This is a genomic window from Shinella sp. H4-D48, from assembly GCF_022637395.1.
GTDB lineage: Bacteria > Pseudomonadota > Alphaproteobacteria > Rhizobiales > Rhizobiaceae > Shinella > Shinella sedimenti.
Window position 1 is genome coordinate 2,618,145 of sequence record NZ_CP093337.1, and the last position, 16,832, is coordinate 2,634,976.

At 65.7% G+C, this 16,832-nt stretch carries 20 protein-coding genes; 16 read left to right on the forward strand and 4 right to left on the reverse strand.

Going from position 1 to position 16,832, the window contains the following annotated elements; all coding sequences use genetic code 11:
• The 4 genes from MNR02_RS12920 to MNR02_RS12935 are packed head-to-tail and all read left to right on the forward strand — an operon-like array spanning position 1 to position 3,619.
• On the forward strand, positions 1-564 hold the full coding sequence (locus tag MNR02_RS12920; RefSeq protein WP_241947069.1) for a biotin transporter BioY: 564 nt from the start codon (positions 1-3) through the stop codon (positions 562-564).
• 4 nt (positions 565-568) lie between these two features.
• Positions 569-2,056: a class I adenylate-forming enzyme family protein gene (locus tag MNR02_RS12925; RefSeq protein ID WP_371746749.1), complete on the forward strand. Its 1,488-nt coding sequence runs from the start codon at positions 569-571 to the stop codon at positions 2,054-2,056.
• Complete coding sequence (locus MNR02_RS12930) at positions 2,034-3,215, forward strand: thiolase family protein (RefSeq protein ID WP_241947071.1); 1,182 nt, start codon at positions 2,034-2,036, stop codon at positions 3,213-3,215. Before MNR02_RS12925 ends, MNR02_RS12930 begins: the two co-directional genes overlap by 23 nt.
• Before the next feature lie 8 nt (positions 3,216-3,223).
• On the forward strand, positions 3,224-3,619 hold the full coding sequence (locus MNR02_RS12935) for a GFA family protein (RefSeq protein WP_241947072.1): 396 nt from the start codon (positions 3,224-3,226) through the stop codon (positions 3,617-3,619).
• Here the strand turns inward: MNR02_RS12935 and MNR02_RS12940 are convergent.
• Positions 3,605-3,946, reverse strand: coding sequence for an acyl-CoA thioesterase (locus MNR02_RS12940; RefSeq protein WP_371746750.1), 342 nt, complete (start codon positions 3,944-3,946; stop codon positions 3,605-3,607). The genes MNR02_RS12935 and MNR02_RS12940 overlap by 15 nt on opposite strands.
• 81 nt (positions 3,947-4,027) lie before the next feature.
• Between MNR02_RS12940 and MNR02_RS12945 the strand changes: the two genes are divergently transcribed.
• The 12 genes from MNR02_RS12945 to MNR02_RS13000 all read left to right on the forward strand — a co-directional run bounded on the left by MNR02_RS12945 (position 4,028) and on the right by MNR02_RS13000 (position 13,480).
• Positions 4,028-4,978 carry a zinc-dependent alcohol dehydrogenase family protein gene (locus MNR02_RS12945; RefSeq protein WP_241947074.1) on the forward strand — a complete coding sequence of 317 codons (951 nt, stop codon included), beginning with the start codon at positions 4,028-4,030 and terminating at the stop codon, positions 4,976-4,978.
• 70 nt (positions 4,979-5,048) lie between these two features.
• A complete protein-coding gene (locus MNR02_RS12950; protein ID WP_241947075.1) occupies positions 5,049-5,975 on the forward strand; it encodes a histone deacetylase family protein in 927 nt (308 codons plus the stop codon).
• Positions 5,976-5,977: 2 nt separating this feature from the next.
• Positions 5,978-6,232, forward strand: coding sequence for an exodeoxyribonuclease VII small subunit (locus MNR02_RS12955; protein ID WP_134648902.1), 255 nt, complete (start codon positions 5,978-5,980; stop codon positions 6,230-6,232).
• 44 nt (positions 6,233-6,276) lie between these two features.
• Positions 6,277-6,585 (forward strand): nucleotidyltransferase family protein, encoded by a 309-nt coding sequence (locus MNR02_RS12960; protein ID WP_241947076.1) that lies wholly within the window; start codon positions 6,277-6,279, stop codon positions 6,583-6,585.
• Positions 6,586-6,604: 19 nt separating this feature from the next.
• Positions 6,605-6,928, forward strand: a complete 324-nt coding sequence (locus MNR02_RS12965; protein WP_241947077.1) for a DUF86 domain-containing protein — start codon at positions 6,605-6,607, stop codon at positions 6,926-6,928.
• A 98-nt stretch (positions 6,929-7,026) separates the two neighbouring features.
• Positions 7,027-7,950: a pirin family protein gene (locus MNR02_RS12970; protein ID WP_241947078.1), complete on the forward strand. Its 924-nt coding sequence runs from the start codon at positions 7,027-7,029 to the stop codon at positions 7,948-7,950.
• A gap of 43 nt (positions 7,951-7,993) precedes the next feature.
• A complete protein-coding gene (locus MNR02_RS12975; RefSeq protein ID WP_241947079.1) occupies positions 7,994-8,422 on the forward strand; it encodes a DUF1801 domain-containing protein in 429 nt (142 codons plus the stop codon).
• 21 nt (positions 8,423-8,443) lie between these two features.
• Positions 8,444-8,848 (forward strand): DUF1801 domain-containing protein, encoded by a 405-nt coding sequence (locus MNR02_RS12980; protein WP_241947080.1) that lies wholly within the window; start codon positions 8,444-8,446, stop codon positions 8,846-8,848.
• A 228-nt stretch (positions 8,849-9,076) separates the two neighbouring features.
• The gene (gene dxs, locus MNR02_RS12985; protein WP_241947081.1) at positions 9,077-10,996 is read left to right on the forward strand and encodes a 1-deoxy-D-xylulose-5-phosphate synthase; all 1,920 of its coding nucleotides are present in this window, start codon (positions 9,077-9,079) and stop codon (positions 10,994-10,996) included.
• A gap of 168 nt (positions 10,997-11,164) precedes the next feature.
• Entirely contained in the window at positions 11,165-11,437 is a 273-nt protein-coding gene (locus MNR02_RS12990) for a hypothetical protein (RefSeq protein ID WP_241947082.1), read from the forward strand.
• A 43-nt stretch (positions 11,438-11,480) separates the two neighbouring features.
• On the forward strand, positions 11,481-12,233 hold the full coding sequence (locus MNR02_RS12995; protein ID WP_241947083.1) for a TlyA family RNA methyltransferase: 753 nt from the start codon (positions 11,481-11,483) through the stop codon (positions 12,231-12,233).
• Positions 12,230-13,480 carry a class I SAM-dependent RNA methyltransferase gene (locus tag MNR02_RS13000; protein WP_241947084.1) on the forward strand — a complete coding sequence of 417 codons (1,251 nt, stop codon included), beginning with the start codon at positions 12,230-12,232 and terminating at the stop codon, positions 13,478-13,480. The genes MNR02_RS12995 and MNR02_RS13000 overlap by 4 nt, the downstream gene beginning before the upstream one ends.
• 7 nt (positions 13,481-13,487) lie before the next feature.
• On the opposite strand, the gene MNR02_RS13005 is transcribed toward MNR02_RS13000, so the two are convergent.
• The 3 genes from MNR02_RS13005 to MNR02_RS13015 form a co-directional block, all read right to left on the reverse strand.
• Positions 13,488-14,243, reverse strand: coding sequence for a crotonase/enoyl-CoA hydratase family protein (locus MNR02_RS13005; RefSeq protein ID WP_241947085.1), 756 nt, complete (start codon positions 14,241-14,243; stop codon positions 13,488-13,490).
• Positions 14,244-14,254: 11 nt separating this feature from the next.
• On the reverse strand, positions 14,255-16,027 hold the full coding sequence (locus MNR02_RS13010; RefSeq protein ID WP_241947086.1) for an acyl-CoA dehydrogenase: 1,773 nt from the start codon (positions 16,025-16,027) through the stop codon (positions 14,255-14,257).
• 177 nt (positions 16,028-16,204) lie between these two features.
• Positions 16,205-16,684, reverse strand: coding sequence for a BA14K family protein (locus MNR02_RS13015; RefSeq protein ID WP_241947087.1), 480 nt, complete (start codon positions 16,682-16,684; stop codon positions 16,205-16,207).
• Between the last annotated feature and the right edge of the window lie 148 nt (positions 16,685-16,832).

The following is a 16,832-nucleotide window of genomic DNA, read 5'->3' on the forward strand; positions in this document are numbered from 1 at the left end:
GTGACCACAAGAGACATCGTGCTTGTTGCCCTCTTCGCCGCCATCATGGTGGTTCTGGGCCTGTTGCCGCCGATCACGCTCGGCTTCATTCCCGTGCCGATCACGGCGCAATCGCTCGGCCCGATGCTCGCCGGCTGCATTCTCGGCGCACGACGCGGTTCCGCCGCCATGTTGCTCGTGCTCCTGCTCGTCGCGATAGGTCTTCCGGTCCTTTCCGGCGGTCGCGGTGGGCTGGCGATCTTTGCCGGACCGACCGCCGGCTATATCATCGGCTGGGTGGTCGGTGCGTTTGTCTGCGGCCTGATCGCCGAACGCCTCGTGAGGGAAGACCAGTCGGAACTCTCGCAGTTCATTTCCTTCCTAGTGGCATCGGTGATCGGCGGCATCGGCATCGTCTATCTCTTCGGCATGCCCTGGCTCGCCTATATGAGCGGCAAGGCCTTTTTCGAAACGGCTGCCGCATCGCTGGTTTTCCTGCCGGGCGACCTGATCAAGGCGTTCGTCGCCATGCTCGCTGCACGCGCGGTGCTTGCCGGCTATCCGCTCCTGCCGCAGCGCGCCTGAGCCGATGCCGCTTTCCGGCGCCATCGAACGGCACGCCGCACGCATTCCGCAGAACCCGGCTTTCCATCTGGAGGACCGGGTTCTTTCCTATGGGGGGCTGGCCGTCACCGCGCGGACGTGCCACAGCGCCTTCACGACGCTTGCCCCGGAAGGCCGGAGTGTCATCGGCCGCAAGACACGCCTGATCGCGCTCGTTTGCGGCAACCACCTGCTCTTCCCAGCCGCCTTCATTGCCGCAACGGCCGGCAACAATTGCGTGGCGCTGATCGATCCACATCTGCCGGACGCGATGCGCGGCCGGATGCTGGAGAAGCTCGCGCCCGATATCGTGGTGACGGCGCAGGGCGACGGACTTCTCGCCAGTGCTTCCCGCACGGGCGGGTCACAGCGCCTCGCCGAATGCGCGACCACCGACGCGCCGCCGCTGCCCGAGGGCCACGACGACGATCCATTCCTCATCGTCTTCACGTCCGGCACCACGGCCGATCCGAAACCGATCATCCGCGACCGCCGCTCATGGCGCATCAGCCTTTCGGCAGGCGCACCGTTCTTCGGCATCGATATCGAAACCCACAGTTATGCCCCCGGCCCCCTCGCCCATGGGCTTGCGCTCTATGCGATGACCGAAACGCTGCTTGGCGGCGCGACCTTCCATTCGGCCACGCATTTCGATGCGGTCAGCGCCCGCGAGACGATGCGCACGGCGACCATTCGCCGCCTCGTTCTGGTACCGACCATGCTGCGCCGGCTCTGCGAGGGGCCGCCGGTTGCGAGCGTCGAGGCCATCACCGTGGCGGGCGCCAAGCTGACCGCGGGCGACCATGCGCTCAGCCGAAAACACTTCCCGAAGGCAGACCTGCGCGAATATTACGGGGCTTCCGAATTGGGCTTCATTACCGTCACGCAACCGGATGCCGCGGCATCATCGACCGCCGTCGGCCATGCCTTTCCAGGTGTCATGGTCTCGGTTCTCGATGAGGCCGGCGCTCCCGTGACGGCAGGCGAAACGGGCACGATCTTCGTGCAAAGCCCGCTGGTTGCCACGGGTTATCTCGGTGCGGGCGATGGCGCGGGGCTTAAGCGTTTCGGTGCGCTCGCGACCGTCGGCGACCTCGGCTTTCTCGACGCTGATGGCACGCTGCACCTGCTCGGCCGGTCCGGCGGCATGGTGCTTTCAGGCGGCAACAACATCTACCCGTCCGAGGTGGAAGCGGCCCTGCTTGGCCTTGCCTGCGTGCGCGCTGCCCATGTCTTCGGCTGCGACCACGCCGATCTCGGCAGCGAACTCGTTGCCGTGATAGAACCATCGGAAGCCGGTCTTGCGGCAGAAGACCTGCAGGCCGCGATGGCCGCGTTGCTGCCGCGCTACAAGCAGCCGCGCCGGATCTGGCAGTGCCAGACGATGCCGGTCACGCCCTCCGGCAAGGTGGCGGCCAAGACTGTGCGGCAGTGGGTTGCGGAGGACAACGATGCGCTCGAACGCCTCTTCTGATCCCGACCGCATCCCCGTCGTCGCAGCGGCGTTGCGCACACCGATCGGCCGCATCAACGGCACGCTGGCCGCCATCGAGCCGGCAAGCCTGGCCGCACCGCTCATCCGCCGGATCCTGACCGAAACGGGCCTTGCACCCGATGCGGTGGATGACGTGATCCTCGGCAATGCCGCCAATAGTGCCGGTAACCTCGCGCGCCTCGCCGGGCTGGAGGCCGGGCTGCCGGTCGCCGTGCCCGGCCTGACGGTGGACCGCCAGTGCGGCTCGGGGCTGGAGGCGATCGCGCTGGCTGCACGGCTCGTCCAGGCAGGCGCCGGGCGCTTCTACCTGGCCGGCGGCACGGAAAGCACCAGCCGCGCGCATCTGCGGCTGCGCCCGCCGATGGTGCCCGGCGGGGCGCCTGAACCCGTGCCGCGCGCCCGTATGGCGCCGGATTCCATTGGCGACCCCGACATGGGGATCGCCGCCGAAAACGTCGCCGCCCATGCTGGCATCAGCCGCGCCCGGCAGGACGCCTTCGCGCTCGAAAGCCACCGCCGCGCGGTGGCGGCGCGGAAGGCCGGGCGGTTCGATAGCGAGATCGTGCCGATCGAGACCCCAACCGGCCTCGTCACGCGGGACGAATGCCCGCGCGAAAACACCTCGCTTGAGAAACTTGCCGGCCTGAAACCCGCCTTCCGGCCGGATGGCACCGTGACCGCGGGCAATGCCTGCCCGGTCAATGACGGGGCATCGGTCGTGCTCGTCACGTCGCTGGCGGGTGCGCGAGCGCTCGGCCTGACCGTTCTCATGGAGATCGTGGACAGCGTCACCGTCGGCGTCGATCCGAACCTGCTGGGGCTTGGTCCCGTGCCGGCCGTGCACAAGCTTGCGGCACGCAATCCCGGCCTCGATGCCGTAAGCGTACCCTTTCTTGAGTTTAATGAAGCCTTCGCCGCGCAGGTGCTGGCCTGCCTGGATTCCCTCGGCGTCGACCCCGCCGCGGTCAATCGCGATGGCGGAGCGCTGGCGCTCGGCCATCCCTATGGTGCCTCCGGAGCGATCCTCGTCACGCGGCTTTTCGCGCAGATGCGCGATGCCGCCGAGGACACCGCGGGTTTGGCGATGATGGGCATCGGCGGCGGCATGGGCATCGCCACGCTTTTCCGGAAGGCATGAGGACCGACATGCGCAAGACGATCTATTCCGGCGGCTGCCTGTGCGGCGCGATCCGCTTCGAGGCAACGGCGCCCGCGGAAAAGCCGCACACCTGCTCCTGCCGGTTCTGCCAGCAGCATACCGGCGCACCGACCGCCGCCTGGGTGGAGTTTCCGGCCGAGCGCGTGGCATGGACGGGCACGGGCGGAAAGCCGTCGACCTGGCGGTCCTCGGATTATTCCAGCCGCGCCTTCTGCCCGACCTGCGGCAGCTCGCTCGGCGCCTTCGACGACGATCCGGTCGTGGCGCTCCTCATCGGCGGCTTCGACGATCCGCGCAATCCTGCGCTTGCGCCGCAGTACCATTCCTTCGAGGATTGCCGGCCGGACTGGCTTTCCGTGGAGACGGCCTCAGGCGAGGAATAACTTCAGCCAGTCGCGCACCGGCTGCGGAACATTGACCGGCTGACGGCCAGCGGGATCGACGGCGACCCAGACGATCTCGAGATCCGCGACAGGGCGCCCTTCGGATGAAACAGCCACGGCAAAGGTGAGCGAGGTTGCGCCCATTCGCGTGACCGAGACCTTGAAGCGCGCGAGATCGTCCAGTTTCAAGCCCCGATGGAAGATGCAGCCGGACTTGCGCACGAGATAGACAGGATCGCCCGCGTCTTCGGGCCGGTGACGCCACAGGCCCGCGACCGCTGCCTCGGCATGGGCATAATAGGCGGCATTGTGCATGTGGCCGTGCATGTCTATATCGCGGAACGGTATCCTGATATCGCTGGCCGTGATGTCTGCCGCCTGTTCCACGTCGTATCCCGGGGTTAGACCATGCTTCGTGCCGTTGTTAAAGCCTTCGGCGACCCCCGGCAAGTGATCGACCTCGAAGAGGCCGATCCCGTCGCTCCCGGCCCGGGCGATGTGGAAATCCGAATCCATCGCGCGGCGATCAATCCCTCCGATCTCATCCCCGTCACCGGCGCCTATCGCAGCCGCACCGTCCTGCCCTTCGTGCCGGGCTTCGAGGGCGTGGGTGAAATCATGAGCCTCGGCACCGACGTCACCGGATTGTCCATCGGCCAGCGCGTGCTGCCGATCGGCGCGAGCGGGCTCTGGCAGCAGCGGCTCGTGCGCCCGGCGAACTGGTGCTTTGCCGTGCCGGATGACCTTTCCGACGATCAGGCCGCCATGGCCTATGTGAACCCGCTCACGGCCTTCCGGCTTATCGACGCCGTGCAGGCGCATTTCGGCAAGGCTGGCGTCCGGCGCATCGGCGTGACTGCCGCAGCCTCCGCCATCGGCCGGATGCTGCTCGTCCTGCTGGCCGAGGCCGGGTTCCATCCCGTCGCTCTCGTGCGCAGTGCTGCGACCGCCGAACGTCTTGCCGAAACCTTCGCCGGAGAGATCGCCGTAAGGGTGGCGCCCGATCTCGATGCCGTGCTCGATGCGGTCGGCGGCGAGGCTGGCAATGAGCTGTTCCGGCAGGTCAGGGCCGGCGGCGCGTTCATCCAGTACGGCGCGCTTTCCGGTGCGCAGCTCGACCCGGCGCTGGTGACGGAAAGGCGCGAGGCGGTGGCGTTCTCCTTCCTCTGGCTGCGCAACTGGGTGCATGCCGCCCCGCGCGCCGATATCGAGGCCGCCTTCGCGCGCAGCTTTGCGGGCATTCGTGCCGGCGTGCTGGGTTCGTCCGTCGATGGGGTCTACGCGCTCTCGGAGCTTGCCGCTGCACTTGCTCGTCAGGACGACCCGGCGCGCACCGGCAAGGTGCTTCTTGCGCCATGACCGTTGAAAAGGCGTGGACACCGGCCCATTTCCCGTGGACCGCGCCAACCGCAATGGATAGCTTCCGGCCATGACGACGTTCCTTTTCGAGAACCCGATCTTCCTTGAGCATCACACGCCCGAGGGCCACCCGGAGCGGTCCGACCGCATCCGTGCGCTCAACCTTGCGCTGGAGCATGAGCGTTTCGCACCGCTGGTGCGCGAGAAAGCGCCGCAGGCGAACGAGGATTTCGTGCTGCTTGCCCATCCCGAAAGCCATCTGCGCGCGGTGATGGACGTGATCCCCGAGGAAGGCATCAACCACTTCGAGGCTGACACCCATGCCAGTCCCGCAAGCCTACAGGCGGCGCTGACCGGCGTCGGCGGCGCGGTGGCGGCTGTCGATGCGGTCTTTTCCGGCAAGGCCGACAACGCCTTCGTCGCGGCGCGTCCGCCCGGCCACCACGCCGAGCGTGAAAAGGCAATGGGCTTCTGCTTCTTCAACAATGCCGCAATCGCCGCCCGCCATGCGCAGAAGGTCCATGGCGCCGAGCGTGTCGCCATCGTGGATTGGGACGTGCACCACGGCAACGGCACGCAGGATATCTTCTTCAACGAGCCCTCGGTGCTGTTCTGTTCGACACACCAGATGCCGCTCTATCCCGGTACCGGCGCGAAGGATGAGACCGGTGCTGGCAACATCGTCAATGCGCCGCTCTCCCCGAACGACGGCAGCGACCATTTCCGCGAGGCCTTCAAGTCGCGCGTGCTGCCGCGTGTCGCCGATTTCAGGCCGGACCTGATCATCATCTCCGCCGGCTTCGATGCGCACCACCGCGACCCGCTGGCGCAGATCAATCTCGTCGCCGAAGATTTCGACTGGGCGACGGCAAGACTGATGGAACTCTCGGAAAAGTCGGCCAATCATCGCGTCGTCAGCCTGCTGGAAGGCGGCTACGACCTCGAGGGCCTTGCCGAATCCGCCGCCACCCATATCTTTCGCCTGATGAGAGGCTGACCATGAACACCCCCACCCCCGCCACCGATGTCTCGGCGCTGTCCTTCGAGCAGGCCGTCGAGGAACTGGAAAAGATCGTCGCGGCGCTCGAGCGCGGCGACGTGCCGCTTGACCGCTCCATCGAGATCTATGAGCGCGGTGAAGCGCTGAAGAAACATTGCGAGACGCTGCTTTCGGCCGCCGAGAACCGCATCGAGAAGATCCGCCTCGACCGCGCCGGCAAGCCGCAGGGCACCGAACCGCTCGACGGCGCGTAAGGGCCAATCTCGACCGTCGTTTCGCCTTGTGGTAGAATTCAGCCATGACCAGAGACGAGATCATCGCCAAGCTTGTGGAGCACCGTGCCGAACTTGAGGCGGCGGGGGCGGAGCACGTTTCGCTGTTCGGTTCGGTGGCGCGGGGCGATGATACGACGGAGTCTGATGTCGATGTGCTGATCAAGCTCTCGGAACCGGTCCGGCAATCGGGTTTCGGTTATTTCGGCGTGCTTGCCGATCTCAAAAGCATGATCGAAAAGTTCACCGGGCGCGCGGTCGATGTTCTTCCCGAGCCGATCCGGAAAGACAAGCTCCGTAAAAATGTCGAGCGAGAGCGGGTCATTGCCTTCTAAACGGCCTAAGGCAAGGCTTTTGGATATCGTCGAGAATGCTATAAGCATCCTCGACTACACCGCCGGCCTGGATCGGCAGGCTTTCAGTGGCAATAGGCTGATCCGCGATGCGGTGGAGAGATGCCTGGAACGGATATCCGAAGCCGCGAGCAAGCTTGGTTCCACCGCCGAGACGCTTCTGCCACACCACCCCTGGCGGCACACTCATGACTTGGGCAGCATCCTTCGTCATGCCTACGACAGCGTCGATGAGGAAGTCGTCTGGTCGATCGTAACCAAACAGTTGCCCGCTTTGATCATTAATGCGCGAAACGCCGCAGCAAATCTTCCCGACGACACCTGACATCTCCAGCCGACGACACACCGTCCACATCCGCAGCCCTATCCACGCTCCGCCCTGCCCGCTAGCATACGGGCCACAACCGATGACAGGAGGGTGCCATGAGCTTTTTTCCCGGACAGGACCCTGAGGCCGGTGATGCGCCGGCGTGCGACGCGCTGGACCTGCTGATCATTCCGCGCACCAGCGATATCGGCGGGCTGGAGGTGCGGCGCGCCCTGCCGACGGCCAAGCGCCGGCTCGTCGGCCCGTTCATCTTCTTCGACCGCATGGGACCGGCGCTGCTGCGCGCCGGCGAGGCGATCGACGTGAAACCGCACCCGCATATCGGCCTTTCCACAGTCACCTATCTGTTCGACGGCGAAATCAAGCATCGCGACAGCCTCGGCACCGAAATGGTCATCGCACCCGGCGATGTGAACCTGATGACGGCCGGACGCGGCATCGTGCATTCGGAGCGCTCGCCGGAAAACCTGCGCGGCAGGCCGCAGTCGATTTCGGGTCTGCAGACCTGGCTTGCCTTGCCGGACCGTCTGGAAGAGGCCGCTCCGGTCTTCGCTCACACCACCAAGGCGGAGCTTCCGGCCTTTTCCGCCGACGGCATTACAGGCCGCACGATCATCGGCCGCTACGAGGGCCATGCCTCGCCCGTCAGTGTGCCGACCGACACGCTCTATACGGACCTGACGCTTGCGCCGGGCGCTTCGGCGCCGCTTGCCGCGGACTGGGAGGAGCGCGCGGTCTATGTGCTTTCGGGCACGCTCGACGTGGCAGGCGATGTCTTTGCGGCCGACCAGCTTCTGGTTTTCCGCGCCGGCGATGCGATCACGCTGAAAGCCGGCCCGCAGGGCTGTCACATCATGCTGTTCGGCGGCGCGGCGCTGGGCTCCAAGCGCTATATCTGGTGGAACTTCGTATCCTCCTCGAAGGAGCGCATCGAGCAGGCCAAGGAGGAATGGCGCACCGGCCGTTACGACATCGTGCCCGGCGACGAGGAGGAATTCGTGCCGCTGCCCGCAGGCTGACAGATTCGATTGAAAGAGTGCCAGGCAAAACGGAAGGAGATGCATGGCTGACAAGACAACAAAAGCGGAAGGCGTCGTCCTTCTCTCAGGCGGCAACCCGCAGATCGCCAAGGGAGAAGGTGACGCGCCGGTAAAGGCCTACATCGCGGCCATGCCAGGCTGGAAGAGCGACATCGGCCGCAAGCTCGACGCTCTCATCGAAAAGACCGTACCGGGCGCCCGCAAGGCGGTGAAGTGGAACTCGCCCTTCTATGGCGTGGAGGGCGAAGGCTGGTTCCTCAGCTATCACTGCTTTGCCAAATACATAAAGCTGACCTTCTTTCGCGGCACGTCGCTCGATCCTGTTCCGCCGGTGTCTTCCAAGACGAACGAGACGCGCTATTTCCATATCCATGAGGGCGAGGCGCTGGACGAACGCCAGCTTGCGGCCTGGATTAGCCAGGCAAGCGCGCTTCCCGGCGAGCGCCTGTAACGCCATATCGAGGACAATGCGATGACCGAGGAACAGAAAGGAGCCGAATCGCCTTCCGTACTGATAGACCGCCGGATTTCCGAGCTGGCGGACTGGCGCGGTGAAACGCTGGCGAAGGTGCGAGAGCTGATCCGCGAGACCGACCCTGACGTCGTCGAGGAATGGAAATGGCGCGGCGTGCCGGTCTGGGAACATGGCGGCATCATCTGCACGGGCGAGACCTACAAGGCGGTGGTCAAGCTCACCTTTGCGAAGGGCGCGGCTCTGGAAGACCCGCAAGGCCTGTTCAACGCCAGCCTGGAGGGCAATACGCGCCGCGCCATCGATCTGCGCGAGGGCGACGCGATCCGCGAGGAAGCTCTGAAGGGCCTGGTCCGCGCGGCCATCGCACTCAATCGGGCGGCGCGCAGCGCAAAAAAGCGGTGAGTGCGGCAGGGCAGTGTCTGCAAAATGCCCCAATGGGTGCAGAGAGTCCGCGCCTGTGACGGATTGAGCGGTATCAATCCGCCGAAAACCAATCTAGACTTGCCGAAAAGGTTGAAATCGCGCTCGGCATTCTGCATGTGACAAGCAAGCGCGGTTGCAAAGCCGCACGCCCGGGCCGTGCCTCCGTGAGGGAGGTCTGGCCGGCGGGCGCGACAACGAGGCACGAGAGTGACACAGACGCCAGCCACCCCCCTGCTCGACCAGGTAAGCATCCCCGCAGACCTGAAGGCCGTGGACGATCGCGACCTGCCGCAGCTCGCCAGCGAACTGCGTTCGGACATGATCGACGCCGTCTCGCGCACCGGCGGGCATCTGGGCGCTGGCCTTGGCGTGGTGGAACTCACCATCGCCATCCACAAAGTTTTCGATACGCCGAAGGACCGGCTGATCTTCGATGTCGGCCACCAGTGTTACCCGCACAAGATCCTGACCGGCCGGCGCGACCGCATCCGCACGCTGCGCCAGGAAGACGGCCTTTCGGGCTTCACCCGCCGCGCGGAAAGCGAATACGACCCCTTCGGCGCCGCCCACTCCTCAACATCGATTTCCGCCGGCCTCGGCATGGCGGTCGCGGCCGATCTTGCGGGTGAGCATCGCAATGTCATTGCCGTCATCGGCGACGGCGCGATGTCAGCCGGCATGGCCTATGAGGCGCTGAACAATGCCGGCGCGCTCGATGCGCGCCTCATCGTCATCCTCAACGACAACGACATGTCGATCGCGCCGCCGACGGGTGCGATGAGCGCCTATCTCGCCCGCCTCGCCTCGGGCCGCACCTATATGGGCTTCCGCGAACTCGGCAAGAAGCTGACGGCCTATCTCGGCAAGACGGTCGACCGGGCGATCACCCGCGCCGTCGAACATGCGCGCGGCTATGTCACCGGCGGCACGCTCTTCGAGGAGATGGGCTTCTACCATATCGGCCCGATCGACGGTCATTCCTTCGATCACCTGCTGCCGGTGCTGCGCAATGTGCGCGACAATGCCAAGGGCCCCGTGCTGATCCATGTCGTGACGCAGAAGGGCAAGGGCTATCCGCCGGCGGAGGCCGCAGCCGACAAGTATCACGGCGTCAACACCTTCGACGTGATCACCGGCGCGCAGGCCAAGGCGAAACCGAATGCGCCGGCCTATACCTCGGTGTTCGCCGAGGCGCTCGTGCAGGAAGCCGGCTTCGACGAGAAGATCGTCGGTGTCACCGCGGCCATGCCTGCCGGCACCGGTCTCGACAAGCTCGCCACGGCCTATCCGATGCGCACATTCGACGTGGGCATCGCCGAACAGCACGCGGTGACCTTTGCCGCCGGCCTTGCCGCAGAGGGCTACAAGCCGTTCTGCGCGCTTTATTCCACCTTCCTCCAGCGCGGTTATGACCAGGTGGTGCACGACGTGGCCATCCAGGGGCTGCCGGTACGTTTTCCCATCGACCGCGCCGGTTTCGTCGGCGCGGACGGGCCGACCCATGCCGGCTCTTTCGACACGACCTATCTCGCGACGCTTCCGGGCTTCGTGGTTATGGCCGCCGCCGACGAGGCGGAGCTGAAGCACATGGTGCGCACCGCCGCCGCCTATGACGCCGGCCCGATCTCCTTCCGCTATCCGCGCGGCGAGGGCGTGGGCGTCGAGATGCCGGCGCGGGGCGAGATCCTCGAAATTGGCAAGGGGCGCCTCGTCAAGCAGGGCTCCAAGGTGGCGCTGCTTTCCTTCGGCACCCGCCTGGCCGACTGTTTGCTAGCCGCTGAGGACCTCGACGCCGCCGGGCTTTCCACGACGGTTGCCGACGCGCGCTTCGCCAAGCCGCTCGATCATGACCTGATCCGCCAGCTTGCCCGCCACCACGAGGTGCTGATCACCATCGAGGAAGGCGCCGTGGGCGGTTTCGGCAGCCATGTACTGCAGTTCCTCGCCATGGAAGGGCTGCTCGACCACGGGCTGAAGGTCCGCCCGCTGGTGCTGCCCGATATTTGGATGGAGCAGGCCAAGCCTGACGCGATGTATGCCAAGGCCGGCCTCGACCGCGCGGGCATCGTCTCGACGGTCTTCAAGGCACTCGGCCAGAAGGCCATGGGGGTCGGTGCGGCCGGCTGACCGGCCCCTGCCTGCCCTTGGCGAGACCGTGACGCACGCTTTCCCGTGTGTCACCTTTTCTCAACCATGCCGTTTTGCAACCGCGTAACCACATCCCTTGGCCGTTCTGAAACCTCCGGCTGCTAGTGTCCCGTCAAAGACAAAAAAGACCGGACAGGGATTTTCACCATGCGCTACGCGCTTCTTGCGGCTCTCGCCGCCACCCTTAGCCATGAGCCGCTGGCGGCGGCCGACGAGCGGCCTGCACATGACCCGGCAATCGAGGCCGCGGCGATCGCCATCCTCCAGAAGAAGCTGCCGGATATCCGCAAGTCGCACGGTATCGGTGAGGAACCTGTAATCGTTCGCCGCGAGCCACCGCAGGCGGCGGTGCAGGGTATTTCGGCATTGATCGATCTCGATTCGGCGCGCGCCTTTCCCGGCCGTATCATCTGGCTGTGATTCCGGGGCTTGCCTCTTGCCGCGCAAGGCGTCATGAGAGGCGATGTCCGAACCCACCGAAACCATCCGCCTCGACCAGCTCCTGCTGAATGCCGGCCTCGTGCCCAGCCGCTCGCGGGCGCGCGATTCCATCGCGCGCGGCACCGTGACCGTCAACGGCCGCGTCGTCACCAAGCCGAGTTCCTGCTTTCCCGCTTCCGCCGTCATCGCCATCGACGACCCCGCGCAGGACTACGTGTCGCGCGCCGCGCTGAAGCTGACGGCAGCGCTCGACCATTTCCGTCTCGATCCCGCAGGCCTCGACTGTCTCGATATCGGCGCCTCCACCGGCGGGTTCACGCAGGTGCTGCTGGAGCGGGGTGCCGCCCATGTCGTCGCCATCGATGTCGGCCATGACCAGATGCACCCGAAGCTGCGCGCCGATCGCCGTGTCACCAACCTCGAAGGCCTCAATGCGCGTGCGCTGACCCGCGACGATATCGAAGACAGGCCGGTCGGCTGCATCGTCTCGGACGTGTCCTTCATCTCGCTGAAGCTCGCATTGCCGCCGGCGCTCTCCTTCGCGGAAGCCGGCGCTTTCTGCGTGCTTCTCGTCAAGCCGCAATTCGAAGCGGGCCGCGACGCGATCAGCAAGGCGGGACTTTTGAAAGACCCCGACAGTGCGCCTGCTGTCGCTGCCGAGCTGGAACGCTGGCTGGTGGAGGATATGGGCTGGAAGAGCCTTGGTCTCATCCCCTCGCCGATTGCCGGCGGCGACGGCAATGTCGAATTCCTGCTGGGAGGCGTGAAACCATGACGACCGAGACGCTCACCATTGCGCGGCTCGGCAGCGGCGGCGACGGCATTGCCGACACGTCCGCCGGCCCGGTCTATGTGCCCTTCACCCTGCCCGGCGAGACCGTCGCGGTCGCGCGCGTCAAGAACCACGGGACCGTCATGTCGATGTCGGTCGCATCTCCGGAGCGGATCGCGCCCGCCTGCGTGCATTTCGGCCCCGATGGGAAGAACGGCACCTGCGGGGGCTGCACGCTGCAGCATGCAGGCGACGCGCTCTATCATGACTTCAAGCGCTCGCTCGTCGTCAACGCCCTGAAATCCACGGGACTGACGCCCGATGTGGCACCGCTCGTCACGGCCGCGCCCGGCGAACGCCGCCGCGTCACCTTTACCGCGCGCAAGACGGAAAAGGGCTTGCTGCTCGGCTTCAACCAGGCCGGCAGCCACCACATCGTTTCCATCGAGCACTGTCCCATCGCCAGCGACGGCATCGTCTCCCGGCTGGATGCGATCCGCCAGGTCGCGGCGGCCATCGCCACCTCGGCCGAACCTTTCCGCGTGACCGTGCTGGATACCCTGGCCGGCCTCGACCTCGCCTTCGAAGGGGTGAAGAAGGTCGGCACCCGGGAACGCCATGCCGTGACCGAAAGTGTGCTGGCGCTGCGCGGTATCGCGCGCGTGACCAGCGACGGCGAAATCCTGATCGAGCCGATGAAGCCGGAAATCGAGTTCGGCGGCGTGCGTGTCTCTCCGCCATCCGGCGGCTTCACGCAGGCGACGAAACCTGCCGAGGAGGCCATGGCCGAACTCGTGCTGACCGCGCTCGGCAAGGCCAAGCGTGTCGCCGACCTCTTTGCCGGTTCGGGCACCTTTGCGCTGCGCATCGCGCGCCAAGCCAAGGTGCATGCGGTGGAAGGCGAGGAGACGGCAATCAAGGCGCTGGACCATGCCGCGCGCAACACGCAGGGCCTCAAGCCCGTGACGGTGGAACGACGCGACCTCTTCCGCCGCCCGCTGATGGCCTCAGAACTGAAGGTCTACGACGCCGTGGTCTTCGATCCGCCGCGCGCGGGCGCCGAAGACCAGTGCAAGGAACTTGCCCGTTCCGGTGTGAAAACCATTATCGCCGTGTCGTGCAATCCCGTCAGCCTTGCCCGCGATCTTTCAATCCTCACCGCCGCCGGCTACCGTATCCGCCTCGTGACACCCATCGACCAGTTCCTCTGGTCCGCCCATGTCGAAGCGATTGCGGTCTTGGAGAAATAGACTCCGCTCAACGCCGCGTCATGAACGCCTCGAAGGCGGCGCGCGCCTCCGGGCTTTTCAGCTGTGCGGAGAAATGGCCGAGTTCCTCGTCGATGCGCGCGAGCACATCCGACCGGTCGCCGCGAACGAGGTTGCGGGCGATGGCCAGCGCCTTTGGTGGCTTGGCCGCAAGGCGGCTCGCCGCAGCGAGCGTTTCGCGTTCGACGGCGCCGGGCTCGACGACAGCATAGACAAGACCCGCCTCCTTCGCCGCGCTTGCGGAGAGAACATCGCCGGCCGCGAGCAGCGCGAAGGCGCGCTGATGGCCCATCACGCGCGGCGCAAGCAAGCTGGAGGCTGCTTCCGGCACCAGCGCCAGGTCCACGAAAGGCGTGCGGAACTGCGTGCGATCAGAGGCATAGGTCAGGTCGCAATGGAGTTGGATGGTCGTGCCGATGCCGATGGCAAGGCCGTCCACACCAGACACGAGCGGCTTGCTGTGGGTGGCGAGCGCATAGAGAAAATCGACGGCCTCGCGCGCCATGGCGCCGCCCATCGCGACGGCCATGAAATCGGTGAGGTCGTTGCCGGCGGAAAAGCAGCCCTCGGAACCGAGGAAGACGGTGGCGCGCACGCCCTCGTCCGCATCGCCCGCCTTCAGCGCCGCTGTCATGGCCTCATACATGGCGCGGGTAATGGCGTTCTTCTTGTCCGCGCGATTGAAGCGGATCACCTGCACCCCCGGTGCGGCCTCAGGACGCTCGATCAGGATATGGTCGGTCATGCTCTTCCCCCTCAGCCCAGAACGGCGCGCGCGGCCGCAAGGCTCGGCGCCCCGCCGATCACCCGCTCGCGCAGCGCGGCAGTCTCGCCGATGACATTCTCCGCCGCAAAGCGGCAGAGCGCCGCGCGCTCCTCGTTGCGGCCATCGCCGCCATCGGCAAGCGCGCCCTTGGCGAGGAAGGCGCCAGTCAGCACCAGGCCGAAGAGGCGCTGATAGGGCGTGGCGCCGGCGAGCGCCTCGACCTGCCGGCCTTCCGTGGCTGCGGCGAGCAGCCATTCGGTGGCGATTTCGAGGTCGGCAATGCTGGCGGTGAGCCGTTCGCCGGTCTCGCCGAGCGCCGGCATGTTGCTGGCAGCCGCCTTTGCGGCGATATCCCGCAATTCAGCGATGAAGCCGCGGATGTGGTTTCCCTCCGACAGCGGCAGCTTGCGCGTCACGAGATCGATGGCCTGGATGCCGTTGGTGCCCTCGTAGATCGGCGCGATGCGCGCATCGCGGTAAAGGCGGGCGGCACCCGTTTCCTCGATGAAGCCCATGCCGCCATGCACCTGAATGCCGAGCGAGGCCACGTCCACGCCGGCATCGGTGGCGAAGCTCTTGGCGACGGGTGTCAGGAGGCTCGCGCGTTCCGCCCAATGCCTGGCATCCTCGCCATGGGCCATGTCGACGGCGTGGGCGCAGGCATAGGTGATGGCCCGCGCGCCCTGTGTGAGCACCTTCATGGTGAGCAGCATGCGCGCGACATCGGGGTGCTCGATGATCGGGCTCATGCCCGAGCCTTGCCAGCCAGGCGCTTTTCCCTGTGTGCGCTCCTTCGCATAGGCGATGGCCTTCTGGGTGGCTGCTTCAGCGATGGCCACGCCCTGCATGCCGACGGCCAGGCGCGCATTGTTCATCATGGTGAACATGCAGGCGAGCCCGCGGTTTTCCTCGCCGACCAGCCAGCCGATCGCGCCCGGCTCTTCGCCGAAGCGGCCGTCGCCATAGATCATGGTGCAGGTGGGGGAGCCGTGGATGCCGAGCTTGTGTTCGATGGAATGGCAATAGGCGTCGTTGCGCGGACCCAGCGAACCATCCTCATTGACCAGAAACTTTGGCACTAGGAACAGCGAGATGCCGCGTGTGCCGGCCGGCGCATCCGGCAGGCGGGCGAGAACGAGATGCACGATGTTGTCGGTGAAATCGTGCTCGCCATAGGTGATGAAAATCTTCTGGCCGAACAGGCGGTAGGTGCCGTCGTCGCGGCGCTCGGCACGGGTCTTCATGACGCCGAGGTCTGAACCGGCATGCGGCTCGGTGAGGTTCATCGACCCCATCCATTCGCCCGAGACCATTTTCGGCAGATAGGTGTTCTTCAGGTGGTCGGAACCATGCGCCGTCAGGGCCTCGATGGCGCCGATGGTCAGCGTCGGGCCGATGGCGAAGGCCATGGAGCCGCTGTTCCACATTTCCAGCGCCGCAACATGCAGCATGTGCGGCAGCCCCTGCCCGCCGAAGTCCGGCGAGGCCGTGAGCGAGTTCCAGCCGCCTTCCGCCCACGCCTTGTAGAGTGCCGGCCAGCCATCGGGCATCTTCACCGCGCCATCGGCGAAGCGGGCGCCCTCGGTGTCGCCGATCGCTCCGAGCGGGGCGATCTCCTCGCTCGCGAAGCGGCCGGCTTCGGCAAGGATGGCATCGACGAGATCGTCAGTGAGGTCGCCGAGATGGCCGCCGTCGAGCGCAGGCGCGAGGCCCGCCACATGCTTGAGGGTGAACGCAATCTCCTCGACCGGCGCCTTGTACATCTCTATCCTCCTCTGCGCGCGCTCAGCCGAAGCGCGGCTTTTCTGGCGCGAAGATTATTGATTTTTACGTAAACGTCAATCTTTGACGCAAGCGACAAGGGAACACATCGGCAAAAGAAAAGGCTGACCGATGGATGCCGGTCAGCCTTTGTCTGCATGCCTTCAAGCTGAACTGTCTCAGCGATAGGGCGAATAGCACTGGCGGCGCGGGCCGTTGTAGGGCTGGAACGTGTTGTCGTAGGCGCGATACGAACGGTAGCGGTTGGCGCACCAGCTCACATGGCTGCGGCCGCCGGAATAGACGCGCCGGTCGCGCGCGACGGAATTGCCGATGACGGCTCCCATTCCGAGGATCGCAAGGGGAACCCAGGCATTGTCACGGTGGCGATAGTAGCCGCCGTAACGACGGCGATCATGCCAGCGGTCACGATAGTGACGACCGTGATGGCGACCCCAGCCGCGATTGCCGCGCCATTGACGGTCGCCGCGCCAGTGGCGGCGCGGATAGGCGCGGTGATCGACCAACTGGGCGCCGGTGCTGGTTTCTGCCGGCTGGACCTTCACGACCGGCAAGGGCATCGCACTCGCCGGCACGACGGGCGTCGCGGCAAACAGTGCCGAAAGCGCAACGACAAGGCACTTGCTGATCAATCTCATGGCGTTTCTCCCTGATATCGCCAGGCATACCATGCCGGCGCGATTGCCAGCGAAACGGGAAAGGCCGGCGATTGTTCCCGCCCCGCGGTTTCAACGTTCCTTAACCATGTCTGCCGCAGCATCGGGCTTCGCGAAAAATCAGCGATTC

Excerpts from the sequence above, each read along its gene's own strand:
- MNR02_RS12925 (WP_371746749.1), top strand. The coding sequence starts at position 569 with ATGCCGCTTTCCGGCGCCATCGAACGGCACGCCGCACGCATTCCGCAG.
- MNR02_RS12945 (WP_241947074.1), top strand. The coding sequence starts at position 4,028 with ATGCTTCGTGCCGTTGTTAAAGCCTTCGGCGACCCCCGGCAAGTGATC.
- MNR02_RS13000 (WP_241947084.1), top strand. The coding sequence starts at position 12,230 with ATGACGACCGAGACGCTCACCATTGCGCGGCTCGGCAGCGGCGGCGAC.
- MNR02_RS12995 (WP_241947083.1), top strand. The coding sequence starts at position 11,481 with ATGTCCGAACCCACCGAAACCATCCGCCTCGACCAGCTCCTGCTGAAT.
- MNR02_RS12975 (WP_241947079.1), top strand. The coding sequence starts at position 7,994 with ATGGCTGACAAGACAACAAAAGCGGAAGGCGTCGTCCTTCTCTCAGGC.
- MNR02_RS12980 (WP_241947080.1), top strand. The coding sequence starts at position 8,444 with ATGACCGAGGAACAGAAAGGAGCCGAATCGCCTTCCGTACTGATAGAC.
- MNR02_RS13010 (WP_241947086.1), bottom strand. The coding sequence starts at position 16,027 with ATGTACAAGGCGCCGGTCGAGGAGATTGCGTTCACCCTCAAGCATGTG.
- MNR02_RS12935 (WP_241947072.1), top strand. The coding sequence starts at position 3,224 with ATGCGCAAGACGATCTATTCCGGCGGCTGCCTGTGCGGCGCGATCCGC.
- MNR02_RS12960 (WP_241947076.1), top strand. The coding sequence starts at position 6,277 with ATGACCAGAGACGAGATCATCGCCAAGCTTGTGGAGCACCGTGCCGAA.
- MNR02_RS12990 (WP_241947082.1), top strand. The coding sequence starts at position 11,165 with ATGCGCTACGCGCTTCTTGCGGCTCTCGCCGCCACCCTTAGCCATGAG.
- MNR02_RS12930 (WP_241947071.1), top strand. The coding sequence starts at position 2,034 with ATGCGCTCGAACGCCTCTTCTGATCCCGACCGCATCCCCGTCGTCGCA.
- MNR02_RS12970 (WP_241947078.1), top strand. The coding sequence starts at position 7,027 with ATGAGCTTTTTTCCCGGACAGGACCCTGAGGCCGGTGATGCGCCGGCG.
- MNR02_RS12950 (WP_241947075.1), top strand. The coding sequence starts at position 5,049 with ATGACGACGTTCCTTTTCGAGAACCCGATCTTCCTTGAGCATCACACG.
- MNR02_RS12955 (WP_134648902.1), top strand. The coding sequence starts at position 5,978 with ATGAACACCCCCACCCCCGCCACCGATGTCTCGGCGCTGTCCTTCGAG.
- MNR02_RS13005 (WP_241947085.1), bottom strand. The coding sequence starts at position 14,243 with ATGACCGACCATATCCTGATCGAGCGTCCTGAGGCCGCACCGGGGGTG.
- MNR02_RS13015 (WP_241947087.1), bottom strand. The coding sequence starts at position 16,684 with ATGAGATTGATCAGCAAGTGCCTTGTCGTTGCGCTTTCGGCACTGTTT.
- MNR02_RS12940 (WP_371746750.1), bottom strand. The coding sequence starts at position 3,946 with ATGCACGGCCACATGCACAATGCCGCCTATTATGCCCATGCCGAGGCA.